This is a genomic window from Peribacillus frigoritolerans (assembly GCF_030676415.1).
Lineage (GTDB): Bacteria > Bacillota > Bacilli > Bacillales > DSM-1321 > Peribacillus > Peribacillus frigoritolerans_A.
The window spans coordinates 1-26790 of the sequence record NZ_JAUUTW010000045.1 but is presented as its reverse complement, the minus strand read 5'-3'; the positions used below and the strand labels follow the sequence as shown (position 1 = coordinate 26790).

The following is a 26790-nucleotide window of genomic DNA, read 5'->3' as shown; positions in this document are numbered from 1 at the left end:
GTTTGATCATACAATTAAGATAGTTTAATTCGAAGGAGGATTAAAATGATTATTGATTGCCATTTTCATGTGGATGAAACAATGTTGACTCTAGAAAAAATGATAGAGGGTATGGATAAAAATGATGTAACCAAAACAGCGCTAATTGCCCCCATGAACGGAACAATGTTTGAATTGGATAGCATTTTTCAACAAGGTTTACAACACTTATTCCGTTTTCTAATTCTAAATGTACCTCAAATTGGGCTCGGAATTTATGATGGTCTAGTAAAGGATGGCTATTTGAAACTTTATGGAAATTCATACAAGATCTTCACCAAGCCGGACAATGATATTGTTGCCACTGCAATTGATCGATTTCCAGACCGGTTTCTAGGCTGGGTAGCAGTTAACCCTATGATTCATGTATCAGTGGAAGAGGTAGAATCATATCTTAATAAACCTGGTTTTATTGGAGTGAAAGCTCATCCATTCATGCATGAATATAGTATTAAGGCACTTGATCCAGTTGCAGCTATGTGTGAAACAAAAGGTATACCTATGATTATTCATCTATCTTCAGAACCAGACTCCTATAAGTACTTACCTGAAAATTACCCTGAACTTAAATTAATTTATGCTCACGCCGGTCTTCCTTTTTGGAAAAAACTATGGAACTACGTTAAGAATCAACCTAATGTATTTGTTGATACCTCAAGTGATTATCTTAATCCATCTATTGTAAAGAAGGCAGTGGAATCTTTAGGATATCGTAAAGTTCTTTATGGCTGCGACGGACCATATGGAATGAAAAAATTTAATGAATATGACTATTTGACAAAGAAAAGTTGGGTTGATTCACTTCAAATTCCTGATAACCAAAAGGAATATATACTTGGAAAAAACTTTTTAGCATTGATTGATTAATTCAAAACTCTATCAATAGATCAGTTAAAAGATTATTTAGCTAAGTGGGGTAAGGAAGTTCCCTTTTCATTGTGAATGTAGAGATTAACTGAAAATTTTCAGCTAATCTCTACATCGGGTTCTTTCCGTTAGTTTGCTATGCAATTTTTAAATTGCTGTTCTAACTCATCTTTATTTAAGTCCTTTCCAATAAAAACAAGTTCGCTTAGTCTTGTTTCACTGTCTTTCCATTTCCGATCTGGTCTTCCTGAAAATAACATATGAAGTTCCTGGAATACTATTCGTTGTTGGATTCCTTGTATATGAAGAATGCCCTTATACCGTAAAAGATCTTCCCCTATTTCTTGAACAAGGTAACTCATCCATTCATTTATCTTATCGAAATCGAGTGGCTTTTCTTCACGAAAGGCAATCGATGATACCTTATCATCATGATGGTGATGGTGATGATCTTCTAAGAAATGAGGGTCGATTTCAAGCTTGCGATTCACATCGAACGTATTAATTCCTAAAATATCTCTTAAATTTATATTGCAATTTTGAGCATGCATTCTCTTAGCTGCAGGATTCATGTTGGTAAGTCTTCGCTCCAACGTATTCAGGTCGTCATCAGATACTAAATCCGTTTTATTTAGAATAATCACATCAGCGAAAGCAATTTGCTCTTGTGCCTCATCATGACTATCCAAATGCTTTGTAACATGCTTGCTATCTACTACAGTGACAATACTGTCCACTTCGAATTTTTCGGATAGTAATTCATCCATAAAAAAGGTCTGGGCAACAGGTGCCGGATCAGCTAAACCCGTTGTCTCAATCAAAACACGATTGAATTTTGTCTGCCCCTGTTCACTTGAAAAAACCAGAGTTCGTAGGATGCGAATTAAATCCCCACGAACCGTACAACAGATGCAACCATTGTTCATCGTAGTTTTATCCAGTCAAAATGGTGACCGGGATTTTGTTTGTTTCGATTAAAGTCATATTTTTTCTCTCCATTTATTTTATTTTAGATACTCTGATTACTTTTTCCTTGTCTTTTGTAACCCCGGCGACAACTCCTTCTGCGCGTTCAAAACCATCCCCAAGGAATGAGTGGCTTACTTTTTCTGTATAATCCTCATTAGCAAGGAGTGAATCGACGAAGGGGGAGATATCCTCAGGTTTTAAATCCTTATACCAAGTTCCTTTGGGATAGGCGATGACAACGCACTTATCATGCATCTTCCATTACAACGTGTGCGAGTTGTACCCTTTAATTCGATAAATGGACATTGTTCTTAAGAAGGCTTCTTGTTAATAGGGTGAAGGAAGGGAGCAGGGATGGCACCATTGTATTTCATTCTTACTTTGTTTATTTTTCTTATTCACTATATGAGCAGGATACCCCATCATGGCAGTCGAACATTAATTAGTAAAAGAGCGGTCTAATTAAGAGAAGCTGAAAAGGAGGGTGAATATGCAGAGTCATGAGCTGGAACAAGTCATAAAAAATGCGGATAGGGCAATAAATAATGAGGATTTCGATCATTTAATGGAGTTCTATTCAGAGGATGCGACTTTAGTTGTCAAACCCGGAACATTAGCAAAAGGGAAAGAGGAAATCCGGCGGGCATTCATTGCTATCGCTGAATACTTTAATCATAGTTTAATCGTCAATCAAGAAAAGATGGCGATAATCGAAACGGGTGATACGGCATTGGTTGTGGCAAAAGCCCAGCTAAGTGCCAATCAAAAGGACGATTCCGAATTTTCTATGGAAAGAACTGCGACATATGTTTTTAAAAAGGATTCCTCGGGTAAATGGCGATGCATAATCGACAACTCTTATGGTGCTGAAATAATTGATGAATTGAAGTAATAGGTGAAAGCTGCCGTATATGGCGGCTTTTTATTTTTTTTCAACTAGATTACATCAGTATGTAACTGAGGCATTTTGAAAGAGAAAACAAAAAGCTAATGAAAAAATCGATAGAAGTGATGATGAAATGGTATAATGCAGCGAGGGCATATACATTGGTAATTCGTACTAACTTTTCTTATCATGAAAAAATAGGAATCACTTTTTGGCTTATACGATTATGTATATTTGTTATGGTTTATTGTGTCTATTTTATTTTATCTAAGTGGAAAATAATCTTAACTATAATTAGGAGATAAAATGTTTGAAATTAAGACTTGGACGAGTAATTTAAAACGACAGATTTATATCCTTTACTTTGCTTGTAAAGATGAACGGGTGCCTTTGTATGCAAAAGTGTTTACGGCTTGTGTTGTAGCATATGCATTCAGTCCAATTGACCTAATACCCGATTTTATACCCATTCTTGGTTACTTAGACGATGTAATTCTTGTTCCATTAGGGATAATTATTGCATTAAAGATGATACCAAAGACTGTTCTATCCGACTGTGAATGTAAGGCAGAAGAAATGATGAAAAATGGTAAGCCGAAGAATTGGATAGTCGGTTCGATAATAGTATTGATTTGGGGCTTAATTTTAATATGGGCAATGATTTATATTTATCGCTTACTCAATGCTTAACTTATGACCAGGAGCTGTTCATCAGCTCTTTTTTGCATGCAGCTTATCGGGGCAGGATGGTGAAGAGACGGTCCCTAGTTAAGTCGTATTGAGGAGAAAAGAGAAGAATCAATATCTTGTTATTGATCACATTTTAAATTAGATGAGGATGAACTCAAAAACCGATATATTATCGATATTGTTAACAAAAGCATCATGAAAATTTCTTTTATTCCTGAAAATCAAATTGAAAGGCTATTATTGGAAGAAGCCGGACTTTTTGCGGGCTGGATTTGCCATGCTGAATGATTTATTTTAGTGATGAGTTAACCCTATAGGGGTACAGTCAGGAAAATCCGGATTTACAACGTTAAGGAAATTATAATTTCTGATTGTGCCCATTAATACTAAGAACAAATGCTACAATAAAAACATCAATTTACGACAAAACAAGAAGGCGAAATCTTTTAGATATCGCCGCCTCATATACTACGGGGTTATAATTTTTACCAATGGTCATTCGTCGCTTATTTTAAAGCTGATAAACTTCTGCTCCATCATTTCCTGCATCGCATATTTGACGCCTTCTCGGCCAACACCGCTGTCCTTCCAGCCACCATAAGGCATATTATCAATCCGATAAGTTGGGATATCATTGATTACGACCCCACCTGTTTCCAAGCGTTCCGCCGCATAAAAAGCCCGTTCTATACTCGGTGTCATCACTCCTGAGTTCAATCCGTAACGCGAATCATTTGCATCATTGATGGCATCATCCAGCGTATCGAATGGGAAAATGCAGACAATTGGACCAAATACTTCGAAACGAAATACCTTTGAGTCACGATTTACATTGGTTAAGACGGTAGGTAATAGTACATTGCCTTCCACTGTACCGCCGCACTCAATTTTTGCTCCTTCCTGTACTGCCTCGTCAATCCAACTTTGTAACCGTTCCAATGATTTTTTTGAAATAACCGCTGTAATATTTGTATTTTCCTCCAGTGGAGAACCGATGACTAGCTGTTTTGTTGTACTTACGAATCGATCTAAAAATTGTTGGTATAGTGATTTGTGGACATAAATTCGTTGAATCGAGATACACACCTGCCCATTATTCGTAAATGAACCCATCACACTTCTTTGAATAATTTTATCGATGTCGACTCCTTCATCAATGATGAACGGCGAATTGGATCCGAGCTCAAGGGTAAGCTTACGGAAACCTGCCTGCTGCTGGATAAGGTGTCCGACCTCTACACTGCCAGTAAAAGTCACTTTTTTTACATGTGGATGGGTCGTCAAGGCTTCACTTAAAACATCACCTTTGCCCGGTATGATGTTCAATACTCCATCTGGCAACCCTGCTTCTTTAAAAATATCGGCCAAAACCAGTGCACTCAACGGGGTTTGTTCGGCAGGTTTTAACACAATCGAATTTCCAGCCGCAATGGCTGGACCAACTTTATGGGCGACCAGATTAAATGGAAAGTTAAATGGGGTAATCGCCGTAACGACGCCAATTGGGGTGCGAACCGTGAAGCCAAAACGGTTTACCCCACCCACTGCCGCATCCATCGGGATTTGTTCTCCATAATTGTTCTTTGACGCTTCTGCAGCAAAACGATAGGTCTGAACCGTACGATTCATTTCTTCACGAGCATTTCGAATCGTTTTCGCCGCCTCTAGAGAAATGATTTTCGCAAGTTCTTCACTGCGTTCTTCCATGATTGCGGCAGCTTTAAATAAAATTTCCGCTCGTACATGAGCCGGGTAGGATCGGTATTTCTGAAAAGCTGCATTTGCCTCAACAATCGCTTCAACGGCATCCGCTGGTTCAGCCTGTCCGATTTGTGCAATTTCTTCGTTTGTATGGGGATTATATAATGGCTCATATGATTTAGCCTCCCGCCATTTACCACCAATCCACAATTGCCACTTTTTCTTCATCAGAAATCCCTCCAATAATAGCTGCTTTTATAATTTACAAATATAATCACCTAGTGTTTTCGAGAGCTTTACATTTTCCGAATAATCGACATCCACATCAATCAAGACAATTTCCTGACTCGAAATCGCTTCTTCTAATGCATGAAGCAATTCATCGGAGTGGGTTACTTTCACTCCTTTAACCCCAAAACTTTTTGCGAACCCTAAAAAGTCTGGGTCTGTAAATTCAATCGCATTCGTACGATCAAATTTATTCAATTGCTTCCACTCAATTAGGCCGTATTTTGAATCATGGAAAATGACTATCACGAAGGCAAGACCAAGACGTTTTGCAGTTGCCAATTCAACCCCATTCATCAGAAATCCACCATCCCCTGTAACAGCAATGACAGGTTTATCAGGCTTTGCCAGTTTGGCTGCAATTGCGCCCGGAATGGCAATTCCCATCGATGCAAAGCCATTAGAAATGATAGTGTGGTTAGGCATTTCCGGCTGATACATCCGGGCAATCCATAATTTATGGGCACCCACATCCGAAATGACAATGGCATTACCCTTTTCCGCCCTTTTCAAATCGGCGATAATTCGCTGAGGGATGACAGGACTTCCAGATACATCATCAGAAGAATGGAATTTTTCAATGATTTGAGACCTTAACCTTTTCATTTCTGGCCAAAGCTCTTTTTTTGCAACACCAGTGGTCAAGGCTTCAAGTGCCTCCGTAACGTTCCCGACCAATTCAGCTTGAACGGGATAATAAGCATCAATCTCAGCCGGTCGAGCATCGATATGAATAATCGGATTCATTGCCTCATCGTTCCAATACTTTGGTAAATACTCGACGAAATCATAGCCTACGGTGATAATAAGATCCGCCAAATCAAACCCGCATAGAACATAATCCCTTGCTTGCATCCCTACTGTAAAAAGGGTCAATGGATGGTTAGAAGGTAAAACTCCTTTGGCCATGAACGAATTCACAACGGGTATTTGCTTCTCTTCTGCAAATTTCCGTAAGGACTCAGCAGCTCGATCACGGACTACGCCATTACCAGCTAGAATAATAGGCTTTTTAGCGCGATTTATTAATTCGACGGCTTTTTTGATTTCTTCCTCGGCTGGACGGGATCTAGGAATTAGTGTAACCGGAAGAGGTTCACCTTCTGTATCCATCATCGCCACATCTTCCGGGAGTTCTATATGAACAGCTCCCGGCTTTTCTATGACTGCAGTTTTAAATGCTTTACGGATAATTTCCGGAATCGTATGCGGTACCTTAATTTGTTGATTCCATTTCGTTACTTCATTAAAAACCCCAATAATGTCCACATATTGATGCGACTCCTTATGAATTCGATCAAGGCCCGCCTGACCGGTAATCGCGACAACAGGGGAATAATCCAGATAAGCACTTCCTATCCCTGTCAATAAATTAGTTGCACCCGGTCCCAAAGTGCCCAAACAGACGCCAGGCTTTCCAGTTAGCCGGCCATAGATGTCTGCCATAAAAGCTGCAGCTTGTTCATGATGAACCAAGATAAATTTAATATCAGAGCTTATTAGTGAATCAATAAGATCCGTATTTTCCTCACCAGGTATCCCAAAAATATACTGAACCCCTTCATTCTCTAAACATCTTACAAACAAATCAGATGCCTTCAAATTATTCCCTCCTCGACCATTTCAATTTCTTTCCCTATATGTTGGCTTTGCCCACTAGAAATTATGTACTTGCGTATATAAAACCATTTCGAACATTTGCAACTATGTATAAAGAAATTTAGGTTCAAGTAAATTAACCTCAATAGTCATAACTAGGAAGGGTAACATGAATATCGCAAGTCGATTAATTATCATCTCATTTATTACTGTTGCACTTGTTGTAATAGCGCTTGTCTTTTTTTATCTATTTATTAATATTTGACCGAATCAGAAGCATCACGCCATACTACGGAATTATCCAGAACCAAGCAGGGAGCGCTATTTTTTAGAAAAAGCCAGCCCGGAATTAAAATATTTATTTGACGAGGGAACTGAAGGGAAGCCATTTTCAAGGTATGACTACGAAGATATTGTTAAAAGCGCAAAGTATATGCGTGATGAAATTGGGTTTGATTCAAAATATGATTTCGATGAAGAAGGCATTTTTATACGAAATTAAAATTACTTCAACTAACATGTCGTTAGCTGAAGATCGGAGCTGTCTTTAAGGCAGCTTTTTCTTATGGATTATTGGAAACGGCATTAGCGCCAGATGGACAAGCAATCAAATTGCCAGCCTACTTTTCTCTTCACGATGATTATGAATCCTTTGATTTAAAGAAAAATCAGTGGGTTACAGATGATGAGAAATGGTCTTATCCATACATTAACGGAGGGGCCTTTATCCACATTGTTCCTCATATGAGTAAAGACCTTTAATTGAAGGTTTTTTTGTTCGTACATCGGTTACATAGTAAACCTGCAATGGCTAAAGAAATGTAATCTAAAATTGTACATAGTGTGGAGTTAAAATAAAGTCACGATGTTTATAAAAAAGATGCGATATTTTAAATAAAGTCGCGATGTTTGCAAAAAAGTTACGATGCTTTGCCCCTTTGAATGGTTATTTAAAGGGGTTTTCTTATAGTGAAAGGAAAGTACATCTGAATCAAAAGGTGGATGAGGGAATTGTTGTGTAACAATAGAGTTGTTCCGTTAAAGGGCCATTTTCTTGAACAAAAGTTTTAAAGAAAATTGGCTATACAATCTCTAAAGAAAGATCATTAATTCATAAGTCTGATAAAAATATTAGGAAATATTTACCTTATAATCCACATTTTTAATCTGTAAACTAATACTTAGTTGATAAAATTATTTTTTAGGGAGGAAAGGAGAAAAAATGAATTTATCCCTCAAGGAACTATAAGAGCTGTTACTGTTTATTTTATGTTCTTCAATGCTTTTTGCATTTTCGCCACAGTCTAAGGACCAAAAAGCATCATCCCCTGACACGTTTCATATAAACGGTTGAGGAGCGAAACGGGATTCATTCATTGGTTTACAGGCCGAAAATATATTGGGTCAAAGATTTATTTATGTTCGGTAAATTTAAAAAGACAAGGCACTTAAATATTAGGTGTCTTTCTGATTTAATAATTTTCGGAATATTCAGTATTCATGTTGTTTGGAATACATTCCCATTATATACTTTTGATGGGTACTAACTAGTTGCTATTAGAAAATAACGCTTGTAAAGGAGTTGATTTAATGACATTAACTCAAGGATTTTGACAATATTCCTTTGGGTGGGAACCATGATATCGTATATAGGTTAAATTAATATTTTTATAGAGGAGATTATCACTTTGAAAAATAAAGTAAAAAGTATGTTGAGTTTTTTATTGATCTTTGCAATGATTTTCGGCGGATCTGGGCAAGCGGCGGTTGCCAAGGGCAATAACCATGCTAATCAAGGAAAATATAAGAATTCTAGTGAGCAAAATGTAAAACAGTGGTTAAGTGAATATGAATTCTATGAGGACACCAGAATTGCAAAAATCTATGATCAAACTGCAATAAATGAATTAAAGCGTTTCGCGACAGTCATAAAAGAAACTAATGCTAAGTTTGATTCTAAACTGATAGCGGAAATTGATGAAAACGGAGACTTTAAACAAAAAGATATTAATGAACTTGATGTACTTCAACAATTGATTAACCAATATGAACAAGCTGTTCAAGAGGAGTATATACAAGAGTCGGTTCTTAAAAGTGATCGGCTCTTGGAAATCAAACATAAGTTAACCATATGTCTATGGGGGTATGTAACAAAAAACGATTTTAATGAACCAACTGAAGTATTACTTGCAGATATACTCTTTAATTTTTATTTATCGGATAAAATTGTCAATAAAAATGCTATCGGCATCTTAAAGGATATCTCCGATCAAGCAGATCACAAAGGAAATAAACTAAAAGCCCATTTGAATAACGCTGGGAAAATGTCTGAAAAAGGTAATGAGTTCCTAGAAAAAGATCTAGCTATCCCTGCATCAAAATCCTATCAAAATGCATATAAACAAGTGTTATTCGGACTTGAAAAAGCGGGCTATTCATTTAACACAGAATTCTTTGAATCTACCTCTGACACGGATGGTGATACTATAACAGATGGAATAGAATTCCTAGAGGGAATGAATCCATTTAAAAAGGATACAGATGGTGATGGATTGAAGGACAATATTGAATATGAGGTTAAATCAATTATTTCCCCGACAAAATATGATTCAGATCGTAATGGAATAAGTGATGCAGATGAAGATATCGATGAAGACGGCCTGAGTAATAAAGACGAGCAAGCTAATCAAACAAATTTGATTAAGGGAGATTCAGACCAAGATGGTTTAACTGACGGATTTGAAGTACATCAGTTCGATTCATTACCTAATAAGCATGATACAGATAACGATGGGTTAAGTGATGGAGATGAATATGCTTTAAAGACAAATCCGAATGCTGCAGACAGCGACAATGACGGAAGCGAGGATTCACAAGAACTCTATAAACAATCGATTAGTAAATCATTGATTCAGGCTGATAAATCAGAAATTAAAAGCGTAGAAGTTGGGTTTAGTGCAAAGGATAATATTAATAAAACAACTAGAATTAGCAGTACAAACAACATAAATATTAAAACAACTAATTTACACGGTATTATTGGTTCTCCTGTAAGCATCAATACGCAATCGGAATTTGAGAAAGCAAGGATTCAGTTTACTTATGATGAAGCGAAGCTAGGAGACACGTTGGAAGATGATCTAGCCATCATTTGGTACAATGAAGACGAGGAAATGTTTGAAAGCCTTAACGCTGTGTTAGATACAAGTAAAAATAAAATAAGTGTGGAAACTACTCACTTAGGTGAATATCTGGTTGTTGATAAGGCAAAATGGTTGGAGCTATGGAAACGGGAAATAGACTACTCAAGGACGCATGATGTAAATAAAGGTCAACTTAACAATCTTGCAACGAAGACAGTAGGGGATGTAGGAAGAGATGCCGAAGATGGTATATCGAGTGATGTAGAAATTGATATAACAGATTCAGATGGGGATGGCTTATACGACATCTATGAAGTTGAAGGAATGAAAACACCATACGGTATAATTCACTCAGATCCCAACAAGAAAGATAGTGACGGAGATGGATTAACCGATGGGCAAGAAATGGGGCAATTGAAATCATTCACGGTAGAAATTTTTGGAGTTGAAATTCATTTTGAAGGTTTCTTTCCAACCAGTTTCCCTGACCGAAAAGATAGTGACGGAGATGGAAAGTTTGATAATGAGGATTTGAGACCGTTGTACTCTGATTTTACCGATACAGAAATTTATCAATCAGATAGACCAGAAGGCTATGATGAAAATGGAAATGTAGCGAATGATATGAAAACAAATGATTATACAGAAGATGAAATAAAAGACATTAGCTGGATGTTCAGATTCCAATTACTTGAATCTTATTTCCCAAGTATTCTCTTTTATGAGTTCGAGGATATGTCAACAAGCTTGTTTTCCATGGGAGATATGGAAGATGTTATTTTAGATATGATTAATCATTTTAGAGAGGGAACAGGTAAAGAGTACAGAAACCAGACTTTAACTAAAGAAGCGAGTGAGCATGAAACAACGAAATCCTATGTTGAATTTGTCAAAAATGCCTTAGTGGATGAGCTAGAGAAAAATGGAGGTAATTTGGCAGCACTTAAGTTGGATAAAAGTACAAAGAATACAAATGAATTTTATAATTTGATACAGAGAAATGCTAGTTATCCGACGTTTAGCACTTGGAGTGATCGAGTAGGTGGACTTACAATTACAGTAAATGATACTTGGGGGAATACGGTATCCGTAAAAGATTTTTCTGTAGAGAATAATCACTTTAAAGGAGTCATGCGTGTTCGTTTATATGATCATTTTGGGTTGGATCGGCCAGATGTTGAGAAGGAGTATGTCAACTTAGCAGGATTCCGTTCCTGGTTTGTCTTACAGCATTATGATGAATATAATGGGAAATATAAGCCCTTTGTTACTGTAATGGAAATGGATGTCCCATTTGAGGGGAAATTGAGTGATTAAAGTTAATTTTAAAATTATAGTTTTAATGATTTGTATATTCTTAATTCCATTAAACTTAATTGGATGTAAAAAGAATGAGGAATCAAGTGGGGAAACAAAGATTTTCGAAATTGACAATACAGAAGAGATCTTTGGTAAAAAGGATGAAGAAGAGGTGACTGTAAAAAAGCATTATATGATTCTAAATCCACCAAAAGATCTAATTGAATTGAAAGAATTAATTGAAAAATACAGTAAGGAACATCCAGTTGAAGAAGAAATGAAAGTAATTGAAGGCAAAAACAGGATTTTTGATATGTCCTTTTATAGGGAAAGTGAGGATTTGCCAAGAGACTGGCAGCTTGATGAAAGTTACATGAATACAGATCGGCTAGAACATCATAAGAATGATCTAATTGCATATATAATTTGGTCAGATGCTGAACCACAAAAACAATACAATGTTTATGATAAAAATAAGGAAGGAAAGGTAATTAAGAGGATGCATTTTATTGAGGATCAACTTGTTGAGTGATACACTATCCATACCCTATTTTTAAATTAATTTTTTCTTTGTTCCGTTAAAGGGCGCAATTCAGGAGTAAGAATTGCGCCCTTTCTTTATGTATAGGGCCAGATTATTTAGTATCGTCTAGTAAGATAAATGGATATTGTGAAGAAATGCATTTAAACTAAACCAGCTAATAGTTTGTCGAATTTTACCTATAAAAAGATAAAAACATACGTGAAATACTAAAAATAGGCATACCAAATAACCTTCCTTCAGACTCTTATTTGGAAGGTTTTGTTCTATTTAGTTAAATATAAATTTTAAAAAATATCTTGGAAAGTCATTTTGTTCTTTAATAGAGCGAAAATCCAGTGTATTTTGGAGAAGGATTTTTAGTGAGCTTAATATAGATTTTAAAGAGCAAAAGAAAATTGTTGATGATGAGGAATGTTTAGTTCAATCCTTTCAAATTTAAACGAGATTATTAAACTAACAGGTCCGTTATTTGAACATGAAGAGTAATAGTTTACGCAGCTCGATAGACTTATATATAATAGATGAAAACCATTAGGAGTTGACTTTATGCTTAATCGGATTCGGAATAAATTGATTCCCGCACAAGAAATCGGAGAAGAAGTAGAAAATATCTACGCTATTTTACCCCCGCCAGGAACCATTATCGAAGTGGCAACTGAAGAAGAAATGGAAAAGGCAGCAGAGCTTGAAATTAGACATATGGCTTTCATGAGGTTGCAGGAAATGAATATACAATTTGACGGTGCGTCATATAAAGAACTATTAAAAGAGTTTCAAGATTTTGAAACCGATTCGAGTAAATTTTGGAGAGGGGTAGCAAGCCGTTTATCGGTTCCGTATGAATGGCCAATCAGAATTGATTATGCAAACGGCCCAATTTATGTTGGTGAACACGATTTATATGAAGAAGAAGAGAATGAAGATTGATATTGAAATTTATGCTTGGCATAGGTCGAATAGGTTCATGTATTAGTTATTAATGTATGTTAATCGATTTTAGAGCGTTGACCAAAAGGGGTAACGCTCTTTTTGTTTACAAAATTAGCTGTATAGTGATGTAAGTGGATTTTTCCTTCTTGTTGAACACTAGGTGCGTTAGCTAAAGATTGGAGCTGTCTTAAGGCAGCTTTTACTTTATGCAACTATCGGGGTACGATAGTGAAGAGTACTGTTTGATCTTTATTCAACAATTGGGCCATTTAATGGAGTAAGAGGTTGGATATTACTTCACTTTTTTATGTAGCTAACATTGTTCTAAAGTAGCCGAAAACGTTGATTTACCAGCGATGTATAAAAGCCTACATAAAAAAGTTCCTTTTACTCCTTGACTCCAAAATTTAACCTATATCACGACTTAATTAGTTATGATGCAGTTAATTATTCTTTCTATATTATTGATTTATTTAACAATACCATGTTGGATAATCTCCACATCTACCTTTGATTTGAATTTAACATCTTTAAAATAGTTTGTCTTATCTTTTTCTTTCCAGGTATCATGATGAAAAGCGATCAGTCTTCTTCCAATACCAAACGCATCACAGTTGGCTTTTTGTAGTTTTTTAATTACTTCTTCAGCATTATTAGTAAAGGTATTTGATAATTTATTGTTTAGTTGATCAACTTTCTTAGGTACATTCCCTATAGGATATTCTTCTACTATTACTTTTAAATGTAAGTTTAAATTTACAAAAACTTCTCCTCTGTCATTCACAGAAACATTTAACTTCCGTTTAATATGATCGACATTCAGAGAAATAAAATTATTCATTTTTAATTCTTTATTTCCATTTACATATTTTGTGAAACGCGCATATTTACTTTGCTTATTATTTAGTAAAAGAAAAAGAGTGGATTCTTCTTGGGATAGAGTTCCTGATAATTTCCTTTCATCAAATAATGCTACACCTGCCACATCTATAGTAGTACCATTACGACCTATCTTTAATAAGGGAAGGACAATATCTTCACCTGGATCAAGTATCTCTGAAGCCAGAGTCTGGATGCTTTCATCAGGAATGATTGTATTTGTTTCAGTACTTCGGATTAGATATAAGATGTTTTGACTAATGTTTGATTCTACTCTAGGTTGAATACTGAGTGTATCAAATGCTTTTCCTTTTACTACTGCTAATTTAGCACTTAAGGAACTTCGGGGATCGCGCCAAATTACATCTAAAGAAGGATAAATGTCACCTTTTGCAAATTGTTCACCGAATAATACAAGTTTATTTTTCGAAGAATCTAAATTACCGGGTATCTCTGTATTTAATTTTATGCGTCCTTCTCTTGGAGTATTTGCCACTGTAGATAAATTTTCACTATTAATAGCTTCAGTTTCTTGTCCTGAATCCATTGAGTTTCTATATATATTTGGTATTGCAAATCCTAATAAAAATTCCCCTTCATCAGTCTGATCAAAAGTTATAGTTTGTATTAAAGTAGCATCTTTCATTAAATTTTGATCCCAGCACCCTGTTATTAACAATAAACATATACTAATCATAAATAACCTTTTGATTTTCATACATTATAATCTCCATGTCTTTTATTAGGAAGGAAAAATGAAAGCAAAAATAAACATAATGGTATGACCACAATAAAGCTAAAATGTGCAGGTTCCATAAGCTTATTAAATTTTTCAAGGTCAGTTTCATTGTTGGGAAGAAGAGCAATAATAAAAATAATCCCGGCAGTGTATGGAAGAAATGCAGCATGATTGGCACGTTCAAAAAGGTATTTAAGGCCATGTGAAGAAAGAAAAAGCCAGGTTGCAATAGATGTAGCAACAGATATCATCCAGATAGATAAGAAAAATAAATCGATTCGTTCGATGATTTGAAAGGAATAGGCTTTGATCATATACAATAAAGGCTGTGGAGTAAGATATAGATCTTGCCTAGTTTCGAAAAAGACCAGACTAGCAAACACCAGATATGTATAAAATAGAGTTACGAAAAGATGGGCAGATGAAATCGCAATTAGTTTACGGGTTTCAGATGCTTTTACATAAGGGTAGAGAAAAAGCATAAACTCAAACCCTAACATCGAAAATGTTGCTTCTTTAGAACCCTTTATCATATTTGATAGGCCGGATTGACCAATTGGCAATAGATATAAAAAATTAGCATCTTTTAGCGAATATGTAATTAGACCAAATAGAATAATTAACAATGGAGTAACGAGTACATAAAAACGAGCCATGCTTCGTAAATTATCTTTAACAAGATATACGCAAACTCCTAACATTAATAAAATTAATATCCAGTTTGGCGTCCTTTGTAAGATCCATATATCGATGATTTGACTAAAACGGGATAAAACTAAACTGCCTGTAACAACAAAGTACAGGATGTAACATAAAATGACGGCCTTTCCTAGCCTTTTCCCTAGTATATAAGGAATGATTTCATAAATTGTTAAAGATGGAAATCTTCTGCAAAGCCCCCATAATACCAAAATAATGACTTGTATGATTAGTCCTGCAATTAAAATAGATATCCACCCATCATTCTTAGAAATTAATGAGACATCATGAGGTAATGATAAAATTCCAACTCCGATTTGAGATTGAATGATCATAAATAAAAGCTGTGTTTTTGAAATACTACTTTCTTTTGTTATCATTGGATTTCCATCCCCTTGAAAAATTTTGTTGTTTAATATGTTTAGGATGTGAATCTAAAGGTCGTGTATTCAATTTCCAAATTGGCAAACGCAAAAAAGTATCCTTGATGTCTTTTATTCTAAGTGGAGCAAGTGGAGCAAAGTAGGGTGTACCAAATGACTCTAACTTGCATAAATGAGCTAAAAGCACAATAAAACCAAAGACTATTCCAACGAATCCAAATGAGGCAGCCAGAAACATGAACGGATAACGTAACAATCGAACTGCGTCGCTCATTCCATGTGATGGAACACAAAAAGAAGAAATAGCAGTTAAGGCAACAACGACAATCATAGTAGTCGAGATAAGCCCTGCTTGAACGATGGCGTCCCCAATAACAAGGCCTCCAACTATCCCAATTGTTTGGCCAATTCTTGAGGGAAGACGTATTCCAGCTTCGCGAATCAACTCAATGGTTAATTCCATAAGTAATGCTTCGATTAATGGGGGAAAAGGAATTTTATTAATTGAACTTCCGACAGGGTTTACAAGTTCGTCAGGCAGCACTTCAAAGTGAAATGCAATAACAGCAATATAAAAAGCTGGCAATAGAATCGAGATCAAAAAACTTGCATGTCGAATTGAACGGATAAACGTACCAATCATCCATCGAGAATTATAATCGTCAGGTGATTGATAAAAAGCAAAAAATGTAACCGGCAAAAGTAAAGCAGTTGGGTTTCCATCCATGAAGACAGCAACTCTGCCTTCATTTAAATGTCCAATTACACGATCTACTCTTTCTGTATTTAATAATTGAGGAAAAGGTGATATTGTAGAATCTTCTATTAATTCCTCCAAGAATCCAATATTTAAAACGTTATCCATCGAAATGGAATTTAATCTGCGTTCAAATTCAAAGATTACTTCTTCATTTGCAAGATTATTTAAATACACAAGTGCTATTTTTGATTTAACTTGTATTCCGACTGGGAAATATTTCATGCGCAGATGAGGACTTTTCATTGTTTTTCTAAGTAAATGAAGGTTCGTTAAAAGGTTTTCAATAAATCCATCATGAGAACCCTGAACAATCTTTTCGTTTTCTGGTTCTGTAACAGAACGGTCCTTAGACATAGAGACATCAACCAAATAAAGCTTTTCATAACCATCTAAACTCAAAACACAAGAGCCTTTTAAAAGTGCATCCTCGACCTGATTGAAAACTGTTGAAGCCTGAAAATTAGTACTAAGCACCTTTTGAATTGTTTCTGAATTCGATTCTAAACAAGGTTTCAAAGCGTCTCTTTGTATTTTTTCTTTATCTACCATAGTTTCGAGATAAATAAGTACACCTCGTACTGTTTCCGTTTTTAATTCCTTTACAACTAAATCTTCTGTGTTAGAAAAGATTTGTTTTATTGTGGAGATATTTTCATTAACTTTAGAGAAAACTTCTTTAGAGGGTTGAGGTATTTGCTTTGAAGAAAGATAGTCATTATTTACCTTGTTATATTTTAATAAATGTTTAATGAACTTCATTAAATTTAAGCTCCTATATTTATTTATAGGGTATTTTCTCCAATAATTATCAATGTATGTACCAAATAATAATAATGAATGGATTTTGATATGAATCCTTGTCAAAATCTTCATTGTTTAATTAAGCAGCACGAGACAGTCTTGTTATTGAATTAAATAAACTCTAGCCTAGCAACGAATAATTATAGTTGCTGGGTTTGCGTAAAATAATTCTTAAAAACTCAGAATGAAATTAAAATATATAGGAGTAAGTAAAAGCGCTTTAATTGAAGAAGGGTCACAGAAATACTCAAATAAAAGAATTCAATTTGATAGCATGTGTTAAAAGCTAAGCATCAACCTAAACGAAAGTTGACACTTAGCTTTTATTTATCCTTTAAAACATTTGTGTAGACCTATGTGATTAATAATAAAGTTACTTTAAAAAGTCAAGGAACACTATTTCATTTAAAGGGCGCGATTGCTGAAGATAGTGATCGCTCTCTGCATATTGAAGAATTGGTCAGTTTAGTGGAAGCTTAACATCAAGCATTGACCGTTCTTATGATTCGGGTGGTATTTCATAAGTCTTTAGGTGCGTGTGATTTATCAATTTAACCCTAGGTCCAGAAGAAATTTCATAGGTCATTCGGTCCTTCCCTATTGGAACCTAGTGTCCACCATCGGTAGGCTTTATTTCAAATGTAATTTTCAATATGAAGCCACGGAAGCCATTTACTCTTCTTGTTTCAATCACTTCAATTTTCCATGGAGCGATACTAGGTGAAAAATCCTTTAAAATCTTCGGGGAATAATAGTTAGGCAATTCTTTTTCAATATAAGGAGTAAGCATGTTCATAAGCATATCCTGTAACCTAAGCTCTTCAGAGTTTTGAATTGGTTTATCTGATGAAACGTTTGTTGTTTGAAAAGAAGTAATAAGAACAAGGGACATTATAAAAGCTATTAGCTTCTTTTCCATTCTCTTTAATACATCTCTTTACGAATTTATTTAATAAATAATATTGTTACCTTTTCTGAATAAGGTATGTGCTTATTGAACGGGGGCAATATGAAAGGGCAGGTTAGTTGTATAAGAAGGATAAAATACGTTTTCTAGAAGTCGTCTGTAAAAAAATAAGAACACGAATGTGTCCTTATTTTTTTACGGTTCTTTGTGTTTATATTTCACCAACTTGATTCGAGGGTAATCTTTCGGTAAGTCTTTCATCAATTGGCGACTAGGTTCAACTACAAAATAAAGAGTATCTGTACCTAACACTTTTTAATCTGTTGAAGGTGAAAATGACACTTTTAGCATATTTGAGAATTTCTCACTAAAATCATTACCAAAATAGATAGATACCATTCCATAATCTAGGTCTGCTCTTGACGGATTGTAGCCAGTAGGTTTTAACCTCTTGCTCTTATATTAACTTTGAAAAGCTTCCATTATTTCCTTGTGGTATAAATTAGTTATAAAATAGCTGAAGTATCTGTTATTTAAGCTATTTGCTTCGGGAAAATCAGGTATTTTGTTTTCCTTATTATTGTTTGCAGAAACGTTTGTAATTATTGTGAAACTAGAAACTAACAGCATTATCATAATAAATCGTTTTATTTTCATATAGTACACATTTAGGTGCATTTCTCGGATTTTTTTATTTTTTATCTAGGTTTTTTAAACGCTTATAAGTTTCAATATGAGCTCTTCCATGATACAGACTCTTTCGTGTTCTAGATTCGTCAAAACGATCGACTAAATCGTTCTCATCTAAAATCGGCCGATGTTTAAAACTCCTGAAAAATTCAAATAAACATAGCTCAAAATACTAAAATTCACAAGCCCTCATCAAAAGGACTCGCATAACCAAAGTATGCGTGCATGGCACCTTCCACAGTTTTATTCGAAGACACAAATCTGTACAAAATCATGCCTGCATCACCATCAATCGTGAAAGCTTCAGTTAAAATACCATTTTTTTCTTCAAACTTATTTATGTGTTTCTTTAATAACGCAGCTTGAATTGGATTTAAGTTTTTTTTCATTTTCATGATAATCTCTCCTTCTGAGGTGTTAGAATAATTTAATAAAATGCCCTCTTGAAAAGGGGGGGGGCTTTCAATTTTTTCATAACGTCACTTTCCAGGGTTGCTACTTTTTTGCTAACCTAATTTTTATTTTTCATTCCAACGTTTACAATCTCCATTCTTAAAAACCAAGTTGATATAAAGGTTTTTCCAACATAAGAGAAAAAACCACCTCTTAGATGACCATGATGCCGTAATCATTGGCCCAAGTACAAAACCTCCATTTAGATTAAAAGGCTTGATCGGGATATCGGCGATGACTATGGTTCATCACTATTTGGTTTAGCAAGTTCAAAACGGGACATTGGTCGGAAGGGAAATATAAAATCTGAGGGGAAATGATAAGGTAGTTCGGATGTACAAAAAAAGAGGGAGATGGAGCTATGAAGAAATTACTTACTAGTTTGGTAGTATTAGCATTGGCCCTTGGAATATCTTTTTCCACCGCTTCAGCATCAGCTGGAGGGTTTCACCACCCCGAAAGCTGGGATAAAAACTCTATTTTGCGAAAGGACACTCATGGGGTGGAAATCAGAAATATGCAGTATATCCTGAATGTCATGGGTTATTATACGGATTCAGCAGTGGTTGACGTAGATGGAATTTTTGGACCAAAAACCGAAGCGGGTGTCAAGAAATATCAAAAAGAAAACAACTTGAAAGTGGATGGTGTGGTTGGCCCCCGAACGTGGGATAGCTTCTCGCAATATATTAAGAAGAATGTTAATGAAACATATGGAGCAGGCGGAAACATGGGACTCAGAATTAAATGGAAGTACGACAATTCTTCCTATACATCCGGCTCTAAAGCCTATATTTATGGTAATGGGGATACTTTAAGCGACCAATATCGCTTGTATGCGAATTAAGTTACAGAAGGACCAAAAATTTCTTTCAAATAAAAAACGTGACATAAATAGGCACGTTTTTATTTTTAGCTTTAATGAGTTGATTGTTATGTCCTACCAATGATCCAGAAATTTCTTATCTTTATGCAATTGAAATGAATCTTGGATGTGTCATAGGTGATTAGTTTTAAATAGTCTTAAACTTGGTGCGTTAGCTCAAGATTAGAGCTATCTTTTAGGCACCTTTATGCAACTATCGGGGTAGATTAGTTCAAGAGTGCGTTTTGATCTTAGTTCAACAATTGGGCCAGATTGTTTAATAATTATAAGTAGTATGATAAGAACACGGTCAAGGGTGAAAATTTATAGAGGTTATTCATAAAATATGGTTTATGGATATTATCATGTCGTACTATAAATCTAAAAATTTTAAAATAATCTATGTAAAATCAAGCCATCAAAAGGTATTTTCTTTGTACAGCCGTTTAAGTACAGAAATTGGAGAATATCAAGTAGTAGTGATAATCAATTATTTGTGAGGAAAGGTAAAATATTTAAAATCACTCTTTAAAATCCTCAATATTCGGGCGCTTTAATGGGGAAATGAAAAAGCCCACTTTCTTAATATTAATACTAAGAAAGTGGGCTTTTTAATATTGGACATCATAAAATCCTTTTCAGTCACCCCCTATTTTTATTTTTTAAAAGGAGTGTTTGATATGAACATGGAACTTTTCGCCAGGAGCAGGAACGAGTGTACAGCGTAATTGGTAGATCAGTTGATCAATTTTTGTCATATGATTCGTCTTGGTATTGAGCGATAAATGGGAGGGAAAGAAATGAAACGATATGTACTGGAGTTTCGGGAAATCGATAAAACGCAACTTTTGCTCGCCGGAGGAAAAGGGTCGAATTTAGGGGAACTATCGAAGATTCATGAAATACAAGTGCCAGAAGGATTTTGTGTTACGACAGAAGCTTATCAAAAAGCCCTCGAACAAAACGAAGCCTTCTACGCATTATTGGATCAACTAACACTGCTAAAAGTAGAGGATCGAGATCAAATTGGTGAAATCAGCAGGAAGATTCGGAAAATCATTATGGAAGTAGAGATTCCTTCCGATGTAGTGAAGGCTGTTGCTCTCTATCTCTCCCAGTTTGGCGATGAACATGCTTATGCAGTGCGTTCCAGTGCAACTGCTGAAGATTTACCACACGCCTCTTTTGCCGGTCAACAAGATACCTATTTAAATATCATCGGAAAAGAAGCAATCTTACAGCATATCAGCAAATGCTGGGCTTCCCTATTTACGGATCGTGCGGTAATCTACCGAATGCAAAATGGATTTGACCACAGCCAAGTTTACCTATCCGTTATCATTCAACGGATGATTTTCCCACAGGCTTCAGGAATTTTATTTACTGCTGATCCGATTACTTCCAATCGAATGTTAATATCGATCGATGCTAGCTTTGGACTAGGAGAGGCCCTTGTCTCCGGCTTGGTATCTGCGGATTGCTATAAGGTGCAAGAAGATAAAATCGTCGATAAGATGATAGCAACCAAAAAATTGGCGATCTATGGACTAAAAGAAGGCGGAACAGAGACACAACAGATCGATGCCGATCAGCAAAAGACTCAAACACTTACTGAACAACAAATTTTACAATTAGCACGCACAGGAAGACAGATCGAAGCTTATTTTGGTTGCCCGCAAGATATCGAATGGTGTTTGGTTGATGATACATTTTATATTGTCCAGAGTAGGCCAATCACAACTTTATACCCGATCCCTGAAGCGAATGATCAAGAAAATCACGTTTACGTATCTGTCGGTCATCAACAAATGATGACCGATCCCATGAAACCACTGGGATTGTCTTTTTACCTCTTAACGACTCCTGCACCCATGCGTAAAGCTGGTGGAAGGCTGTTTGTTGATGTTACACCTATGCTGGCTTCAACTGTCAGCAGAGAAACTATATTAAACACCCTGGGACAATCCGATCCGCTCATCAAAGACGCACTTGTGACCATCATAGAGCGAGGAGATTTTATAAAAACGTTACCAAATGATAAAAAAGAACTGAGTCCCAGTAAAAGCAATGAAGGTATGTCGTCTGCGGGTTTTCAAGCACAAATCGGAAACGATCTGACAAGAGTTTCTGATTTGATTAAGAACAGTCAAACATCGATAGAAGAGTTAAAACAAAACATCCAAACGAAATCAGGATCAGATTTATTTGATTTTATCCTGGAAGATATCCAGCAATTAAAGAAGATTTTATTTGACCCACAAAGTTTGGGTGTGATTATGGCTGCTATGGATGCTTCATCACGGATTAATGAAAAAATGAACGAGTGGTTAGGTGAAAAAAACGTAGCAGATACGCTTTCTCAATCTGTACCCAACAATATTACTTCGGAAATGGGTCTGGCGCTATTGGATGTCGCAGATGTGATTCGTCCTTATCCAGAAGTCATTGATTATTTACAACATGTAAAAGATGATAACTTTTTGGATGAACTTGTTAAGTTTGATGGTGGGCAGGAAACCCAAGACGCGATCTATGCTTATCTCAGCAAATACGGAATGCGATGTACCGGAGAAATCGATATTACTAAAACTCGTTGGAGCGAAAAACCAACTACACTTGTTCCCATGATTCTTAGTAATATCAAAAACTTTGAGCCTAATGCTAGCAAGCGGAAAGTTGAGCAAGGGCGACAGGAAGCTTTGAAAAAAGAACAAGAGTTAGTAGATCGATTGAAGCAATTGCCGGATGGTGAACAAAAAGCCAAAGAAACAATACGAATGATCGACCTAATCCGGAATTTCATCGGTTATCGGGAATATCCAAAATACGGCATGGTTAATCGCTATTTCGTTTATAAGCAGGCTTTACAGAAAGAAGCCGAACAACTCGTGCAAGCCAACGTTATTCATGAAAAAGAAGATATATACTATCTCACTTTTGAAGAACTACACGAAGGCGTGCGCACAAATAAACTGGATTACCAAATCATCAGCAAACGAAAAGACGAGTACAAATTATATGAAAAACTAACTCCCCCACGTGTTATCACGTCTGATGGTGAAATCATTGTAGGTGAGTACAAACGAGAAAATCTCCCAGCCGAAGCAATTGTAGGTCTACCTGTTTCTTCCGGAGTTATAGAGGGGCGAGCACGTGTCATCTTAAACATGGAAGATGCTGATTTAGAAGATGGAGATATATTAGTCACTTCCTTTACTGACCCTAGCTGGACACCATTGTTTGTATCCATAAAAGGCTTAGTCACCGAAGTTGGTGGACTGATGACCCATGGAGCAGTTATTGCACGTGAATATGGCTTACCAGCAGTTGTTGGGGTGGAAAATGCTACCAAACTAGTAAGGGACGGGCAACGAATTCGTGTGCATGGAACAGAAGGGTATATTGAAATATTGTAATTGCTGAATACCTTAAGTATGGAGGTTATAGAATAATCATTTTTATGTTTTAAGGTTTTTTGTTCAACTAACGTGTGCTTTTCTTGAATGATCAACAAAAGTTTATTCATTTCTCTAAGTCCATTAAAATGCCAAAATCCCTGCTTTTTGATCGAAATCAGGGATTTTTTCTATTTTTAATGATTGTAATGAATATTTTTAAAACACTACACTACATTTAAAAAACGCCAGTCAGCTATTTAACAATCTGGCCTTTAATGGAGTAACACTTCTTATGAGATGGATATTTAAATTATGAGATTGTAAATAAATGCAAGTAAACTAACTGGAGTTGAATAAGAAACGTGTTAAAAATAAAAAAACATACAAGGTGCTTATAAATTTAGCTAGTGTGTTGATCCAAGGAGGATTAATGCACTTTTTTGTTGAAAAACAGTTTGAATTTCTATAATGGTTCATACTACTATTATGTGACTTTTCACTTGTTAAGATTGCATGATACGGTTCCTTTGTCATGCAACCATACAGTTGCTTATTCTTGACAAGCAACCGAAGAGTTGCTTATACTCGATATATGAATTGGGACAAAGACGCTATATTCAAAGCACTTGGCGATTCGACTCGGCGGCTTATATTAGACGAATTATCCGAACGCAACGAGCTGACGTTGTATGAACTTACGGTACGTCTCATTATGAAGCACGACCTTTCCATTTCGCGACAGGCGATAGCTAAACATCTTTCTGCATTGGAAGATGCAGGGCTCGTAAAATCAAAACGAAAGGGAAAATATCGAGTACTTATATTCAACAATGAACCACTTAAAAATTTGCTAAAAGGATGGATAGAGTAATTTTATAAAATCGGAACAGGACTTCTGGCTAATGTGTGGGTTGTTTTGCTGGAGCCAGATTGTTAGCACAGCACCATGCACCACAACTATCAAGGAGGCAAAAACAGTATGAAAATCATTGTTACCAGTATATTCGTAGAAGATCAAGATAAGGCACTGGAATTTTATTCAGAAACACTGGGATTTGTAAAAAAGCATGACGTTCCCACAGGGGAATTTAGGTGGATAACGCTTGTTTCTCCCGATGATCATGACGGTACCGAGCTTTTACTCGAACCGAATGTGCATCCTGCCGCAAAGGAGTATCAAGAGAAGTTATTTGCTGAAGGCATCCCAGTTACCATGTTTGGGGTTGCAGATATTCACGTAGAATATCAACGATTAAGCGAAAAAGGAGTGAAGTTTACCATGGAACCGACAAAAATGGGTGAATTAACAATAGCTGTCTTCGACGATACATGTGGAAACCTTATTCAGATATTGCAGAAGTAACTTTATGTAGAAATAGATGTAAACTAGTTCTAAACGGCTTCATTGTTATGTTTTAAGTTGGGTGAAGTGTTTTTTTCAACAATTAAACAACTTTATGTTAACCCTGTACGGGGTTATATGTTTAACGTTTAAAATTAAATAACATTGTTGTCATACTACAAGTACATATTATACATGCTAATATGTACTCTCCTTTATTTATAAAGGTTTTTTATAATTAGGTCTAGATAACTAGTGCTTGATGGAATTCGTTTGATTCTTTCTCAGTTTAATGATTGGATTGTATACTCGCCACAACAATGATTAACTATACTATAATAATTAGAGGATAAAATGTTCAATATACGACCATTAATTCTCTTTTTTTTATATTAAAATGATTAAGAAGATTTAAGAAAATATGTCTACTATGTTTAGTATAGGGGGGCAAGTTTAGTAAATGAGGGTTCAAGAAGTTTTCCTAGCGAATCACAGCAAAAGATTCATGCTCATAGATGGTGAGGGAGGTTAGTTTAAGATAAACCATGCAAACATAATTAAAAAGAAAAAGCTAAAGACCAGTATAGGCTTTAGCTTTTTCTTAATTCCTTATATTTTTTCCCCCACTCACCCATACTCTCTAGTATAGGAATAAAACTTTTCCCTAAAGATGTTAGCGAATATTCTACCTTTGGAGGAACTTCTTTATATACTTCTCTGTGAACCATTTGGTCTTCTTCCAATTCTCTCAACTGACGTGTCAGTATTCCTTTTGAAATATCAGGTAAAAGCCTTTGAAGTTCATTAAATCTTCTTGTCTGTCTGCTTAAATGCCATAAGATAATGATTTTCCATTTTCCTGCAATTATGTCTTGAGTTTCTGTAACTGGACAAACCTCTATTTGGTCCTCTGGAGGTTCACCGAACCTACTTCGTGCCATAATGAATACCTCTCTTTCTTGATGGTACTATTTTTGTGACTATGTTATAAAAAAGTGACTACTTTTAAAAAAACGTCTAACACTATAATATTAGATTACGATTAGTAATCAAATAAAAGGTTATTAAATAATTGGAGGTTATTTTAAATGAAACATCTTGTTGTTTATGCACATCCAAACCCTGAAAGCTTAAATCACTCTATCTTGGGAACAACAGTCAATACATTAAAGAAAAATGGTCACGAAGTTGTTGTCCGTGATTTATATGCACTTGATTTTCAACCTGTACTGAAACCAGAAGATACAGCAGCTATGAAAGCAGGAAAAACTCCTGATGATATTAAAACTGAACAAGAATTTATTGCTGAAGCAGACGTAATAACATTTATTTACCCTATTTGGTGGACAGGTCTTCCAGCTATTCTTAAAGGATATGTAGACCGAGTATTTGCATTTGGGTTTGCTTATTCTGCTGGACCAGAAGGTGTAATTAAGTTATTAGAAGGTAAAAAAGGTTTTATCATCAATACACATGGTACTCCTAATGAGGTTTACGATGAAATCGGTATGACAGCAGGTTTGAAAGTCACTTCTGACATTGGAATATGGGATTTTACTGGAATTGAACCTGTGGACCATTTACTATTCGGTAGTATTGGATACCTTGATGAAGAAGCATATAAAGGTATGTTAAAGAAAGTTGAAGATACAATTAATTCCCATTTCTCATAAACACATACAAATATTAAAAATGACTACTCATAACTGGGTAGTCATTTTTAATATTTGAAAGGTTCTTATTTCACTAACGGGTGCGTTAGCCGAAGATCGGAGCTGTCTTTAAGGCAGCTTTTTCGTGCGCCCGGCATGGGTGCAATCTATAGGGTGAAAGTCCCGAACCATGAAGGCAGTAGTAGTGGTTAGCTTAATGCAAGGGTGTCCACGGTGACGTGGAATCTGAAGGAAGCAAGCGGCAAA

Annotated in this window: 20 protein-coding genes and 1 pseudogene; 11 read left to right on the top strand and 10 right to left on the bottom strand. The window is 35.7% G+C overall.

The features are described from left to right. The first annotated feature begins 45 nt into the window (after nucleotides 1-45). Nucleotides 46-906 (top strand): amidohydrolase family protein, encoded by an 861-nt coding sequence (locus Q8G36_RS25930; protein ID WP_305161377.1) that lies wholly within the window; start codon nucleotides 46-48, stop codon nucleotides 904-906. A 128-nt stretch (nucleotides 907-1034) separates the two neighbouring features. Here the strand turns inward: Q8G36_RS25930 and Q8G36_RS25925 are convergent, their stop codons facing one another. Together Q8G36_RS25925 and Q8G36_RS25920 are read right to left on the bottom strand one after the other, a co-directional pair. After that, nucleotides 1035-1832 carry a CobW family GTP-binding protein gene (locus tag Q8G36_RS25925; RefSeq protein ID WP_305161376.1) on the bottom strand — a complete coding sequence of 266 codons (798 nt, stop codon included), beginning with the start codon at nucleotides 1830-1832 and terminating at the stop codon, nucleotides 1035-1037. Nucleotides 1833-1905: 73 nt separating this feature from the next. Beyond that, nucleotides 1906-2130: a hypothetical protein gene (locus tag Q8G36_RS25920; RefSeq protein ID WP_305161375.1), complete on the bottom strand. Its 225-nt coding sequence runs from the start codon at nucleotides 2128-2130 to the stop codon at nucleotides 1906-1908. Between the two features lie 235 nt (nucleotides 2131-2365). On the opposite strand from Q8G36_RS25920, the gene Q8G36_RS25915 reads away from it, so the two are divergent. Beyond that, the gene (locus Q8G36_RS25915; protein ID WP_305161374.1) at nucleotides 2366-2767 is read left to right on the top strand and encodes a YybH family protein; all 402 of its coding nucleotides are present in this window, start codon (nucleotides 2366-2368) and stop codon (nucleotides 2765-2767) included. A 300-nt stretch (nucleotides 2768-3067) separates the two neighbouring features. Beyond that, nucleotides 3068-3451, top strand: coding sequence for a YkvA family protein (locus Q8G36_RS25910; protein ID WP_305161373.1), 384 nt, complete (start codon nucleotides 3068-3070; stop codon nucleotides 3449-3451). Nucleotides 3452-3946: 495 nt separating this feature from the next. Here Q8G36_RS25910 and Q8G36_RS25905 read toward each other — a convergent pair whose 3' ends face one another. Next, complete coding sequence (locus Q8G36_RS25905; protein ID WP_305161372.1) at nucleotides 3947-5380, bottom strand: aldehyde dehydrogenase family protein; 1434 nt, start codon at nucleotides 5378-5380, stop codon at nucleotides 3947-3949. Nucleotides 5381-5407: 27 nt separating this feature from the next. Further along, nucleotides 5408-7042 carry an acetolactate synthase large subunit gene (locus Q8G36_RS25900; protein ID WP_305161371.1) on the bottom strand — a complete coding sequence of 545 codons (1635 nt, stop codon included), beginning with the start codon at nucleotides 7040-7042 and terminating at the stop codon, nucleotides 5408-5410. A gap of 1685 nt (nucleotides 7043-8727) precedes the next feature. On the opposite strand from Q8G36_RS25900, the gene Q8G36_RS25895 reads away from it, so the two are divergent. From Q8G36_RS25895 to Q8G36_RS25885, 3 genes are all read left to right on the top strand, one after another. Beyond that, nucleotides 8728-11499: a DUF3289 family protein gene (locus tag Q8G36_RS25895; protein ID WP_305161369.1), complete on the top strand. Its 2772-nt coding sequence runs from the start codon at nucleotides 8728-8730 to the stop codon at nucleotides 11497-11499. Then, entirely contained in the window at nucleotides 11492-12013 is a 522-nt protein-coding gene (locus tag Q8G36_RS25890; RefSeq protein ID WP_305161368.1) for a hypothetical protein, read from the top strand. Before Q8G36_RS25895 ends, Q8G36_RS25890 begins: the two co-directional genes overlap by 8 nt. 558 nt (nucleotides 12014-12571) lie before the next feature. Next, complete coding sequence (locus Q8G36_RS25885) at nucleotides 12572-12952, top strand: hypothetical protein (protein WP_305161367.1); 381 nt, start codon at nucleotides 12572-12574, stop codon at nucleotides 12950-12952. Nucleotides 12953-13424: 472 nt separating this feature from the next. Here Q8G36_RS25885 and Q8G36_RS25880 read toward each other — a convergent pair whose 3' ends face one another. The 5 genes and pseudogenes from Q8G36_RS25880 to Q8G36_RS25860 all read right to left on the bottom strand — a co-directional run bounded on the left by Q8G36_RS25880 (nucleotide 13425) and on the right by Q8G36_RS25860 (nucleotide 19208). Beyond that, nucleotides 13425-14552, bottom strand: a complete 1128-nt coding sequence (locus tag Q8G36_RS25880) for a Ger(x)C family spore germination protein (protein ID WP_305161366.1) — start codon at nucleotides 14550-14552, stop codon at nucleotides 13425-13427. Next, a complete protein-coding gene (locus Q8G36_RS25875) occupies nucleotides 14549-15652 on the bottom strand; it encodes a GerAB/ArcD/ProY family transporter (RefSeq protein WP_305161365.1) in 1104 nt (367 codons plus the stop codon). The genes Q8G36_RS25880 and Q8G36_RS25875 overlap by 4 nt, the downstream gene beginning before the upstream one ends. Further along, entirely contained in the window at nucleotides 15633-17174 is a 1542-nt protein-coding gene (locus Q8G36_RS25870) for a spore germination protein (protein WP_305161364.1), read from the bottom strand. The genes Q8G36_RS25875 and Q8G36_RS25870 overlap by 20 nt, the downstream gene beginning before the upstream one ends. A gap of 541 nt (nucleotides 17175-17715) precedes the next feature. Further along, a pseudogene (locus Q8G36_RS25865) lies at nucleotides 17716-18135 on the bottom strand (DUF3888 domain-containing protein). An 857-nt stretch (nucleotides 18136-18992) separates the two neighbouring features. Further along, a complete protein-coding gene (locus Q8G36_RS25860) occupies nucleotides 18993-19208 on the bottom strand; it encodes a hypothetical protein (RefSeq protein ID WP_305161362.1) in 216 nt (71 codons plus the stop codon). 419 nt (nucleotides 19209-19627) lie between these two features. Here Q8G36_RS25860 and Q8G36_RS25855 point away from each other — a divergent pair, with 419 nt between their 5' ends. The 4 genes from Q8G36_RS25855 (at nucleotide 19628) to Q8G36_RS25840 (ending at nucleotide 24892) form a co-directional block, all read left to right on the top strand. After that, the gene (locus tag Q8G36_RS25855; protein ID WP_305161361.1) at nucleotides 19628-20113 is read left to right on the top strand and encodes a peptidoglycan-binding domain-containing protein; all 486 of its coding nucleotides are present in this window, start codon (nucleotides 19628-19630) and stop codon (nucleotides 20111-20113) included. 818 nt (nucleotides 20114-20931) lie between these two features. Continuing rightward, nucleotides 20932-23547, top strand: coding sequence for a phosphoenolpyruvate synthase (gene ppsA, locus Q8G36_RS25850; RefSeq protein ID WP_305161360.1), 2616 nt, complete (start codon nucleotides 20932-20934; stop codon nucleotides 23545-23547). Between the two features lie 574 nt (nucleotides 23548-24121). Continuing rightward, nucleotides 24122-24400, top strand: a complete 279-nt coding sequence (locus tag Q8G36_RS25845) for an ArsR/SmtB family transcription factor (RefSeq protein WP_063236423.1) — start codon at nucleotides 24122-24124, stop codon at nucleotides 24398-24400. Nucleotides 24401-24508: 108 nt separating this feature from the next. Then, nucleotides 24509-24892, top strand: a complete 384-nt coding sequence (locus Q8G36_RS25840) for a VOC family protein (protein ID WP_305161359.1) — start codon at nucleotides 24509-24511, stop codon at nucleotides 24890-24892. Between the two features lie 569 nt (nucleotides 24893-25461). On the opposite strand, the gene Q8G36_RS25835 is transcribed toward Q8G36_RS25840, so the two are convergent. Continuing rightward, complete coding sequence (locus tag Q8G36_RS25835) at nucleotides 25462-25812, bottom strand: winged helix-turn-helix transcriptional regulator (protein ID WP_101226027.1); 351 nt, start codon at nucleotides 25810-25812, stop codon at nucleotides 25462-25464. Nucleotides 25813-25959: 147 nt separating this feature from the next. Here Q8G36_RS25835 and Q8G36_RS25830 point away from each other — a divergent pair, with 147 nt between their 5' ends. Then, on the top strand, nucleotides 25960-26544 hold the full coding sequence (locus Q8G36_RS25830; RefSeq protein ID WP_305161358.1) for an NAD(P)H-dependent oxidoreductase: 585 nt from the start codon (nucleotides 25960-25962) through the stop codon (nucleotides 26542-26544). Nucleotides 26545-26790 lie beyond the last annotated feature (246 nt).